The sequence below is a fragment of the Micromonospora sp. B9E7 genome, assembly GCF_039871815.1.
Classification (GTDB): domain Bacteria; phylum Actinomycetota; class Actinomycetes; order Mycobacteriales; family Micromonosporaceae; genus Micromonospora.
In genome coordinates this window covers 1-1,388 of sequence record NZ_JBDPLX010000051.1, presented here as the reverse complement: position 1 = coordinate 1,388, position 1,388 = coordinate 1, and the positions used below count along the sequence as shown (strand labels likewise).

The window sequence follows — 1,388 nt, the reverse complement described above, 5'->3', positions numbered from 1 at the left end:
CTAGAACAGGTGTGCCAATTAGCGGGTTGCTGTGGGTTGTTCATAAGGGCGTTGCGCACAAAGAGTGCGGCGCGCCGTGGATCTTGACTCGTTCAGGAGGTTGCTGAGACCGGTCTGAACAAGGGGATCCACGTGCGCGCCGCTTCTGCGCTTAACCGTCTGCTGGGCTTTGAGGCAACGGTCGTCGAAGGTGTTCATTTCACGGATACCGCGATCGTGGTGCGAGTGCGGCTTCGCTCGCAGGTGTTGGTCTGTCCGTGCGGGCGGGTCAGTAAGGCCCGCTATGACCGTTCCCGCAGGCAGTGGCGTCACGTCGACTTCGGCCATCATCAGGTTCTGATCGAGGCTGAGATCCGTCGGGTCGATTGCCGAGGCTGTGGGCAGGTGCGCAGCGAGTGGATGCCGTGGGCGCGCCCTGGCGCCCGACACACCCGCGATTTCGAGAATATGGCCGCCTGGCTGGTCAAACGGATGTCCAAGAGCGGTGTGGCGATGTTGTTGCGGACCACCTGGGAGACGGTCGACGCGCTCGTACGCAGGCTCGTCGATGAACACCTCGACAGTGACCGGCTCGACAACCTCTACCGCATCGGCGTGGACGAGATCGCTTACCGCAAAGGTCGCAAGTTCCTCACCGTGGTCGCCGACCACGACACCGGCCGGGTGGTGTTCGTCGGCGAGGGCCGCAGCCAGCACGTACTCGGTGAATTCCTCAAATCCCTCGGCCCGGCCGGCCGCGCCCGACTGCAAGCGGTCAGCATGGACATGACCCCGATCTACCGCAAAGCCACCACTGCGCACGTCCCCCACGCCGCGATCTGCCTCGACCCGTTCCACGCCATCAAGTGGGCCGGCGAAGCCCTCGACGTGGCCTACAGCACCACCACTGAACTGGGAGTAAAGATCAGCGTGACTGGGTTGACGCCCGCCAAGACGTGGCAAAGGGTCCGAGGCGCCCTGCGCCAGCCCGCCGAGAAACACGACCCGACCCGCGCCGCGATCATCGAGCAACTCCGCCGCAAACACCCACGCCTGCACCGCGCCTGGCGCCTCAAGGAAGACCTTCGCCAGCTCTACCAGATCCCCGCCGCCGACGCCGACGATCACCTACGCCGCTGGATCAACAGAGCCCTACGCTGCGGAATCAACGCCTTCGTCGTCCTGGCCAAACGGCTACGCCGCCACCGCGCAGGCATCCTCAACGCCATCCACCTACACCTGTCGAACTCACTGCTCGAAGGCGTCAACGCCGGAATCCGCCTGATCCAACGCCGCGCCCACGGCTACGCCGACCTCGACAACCTCACCGAAATGATCCACCTCTGCCACGGCGGAGTCACTACCCCACTACCCACAGCAACCCGCTAATTGGCACAGGTGTACGACAA

General features: G+C 64.2%; 1 protein-coding gene. It reads left to right on the top strand.

Annotated features, from left to right (window positions below; all coding sequences use genetic code 11):
• The first annotated feature begins 132 nt into the window (after positions 1 to 132).
• Positions 133 to 1,368, top strand: a complete 1,236-nt coding sequence (locus ABGB10_RS33160) for an ISL3 family transposase (protein WP_347664917.1) — start codon at positions 133 to 135, stop codon at positions 1,366 to 1,368.
• The last annotated feature ends 20 nt before the right edge of the window (positions 1,369 to 1,388 follow it).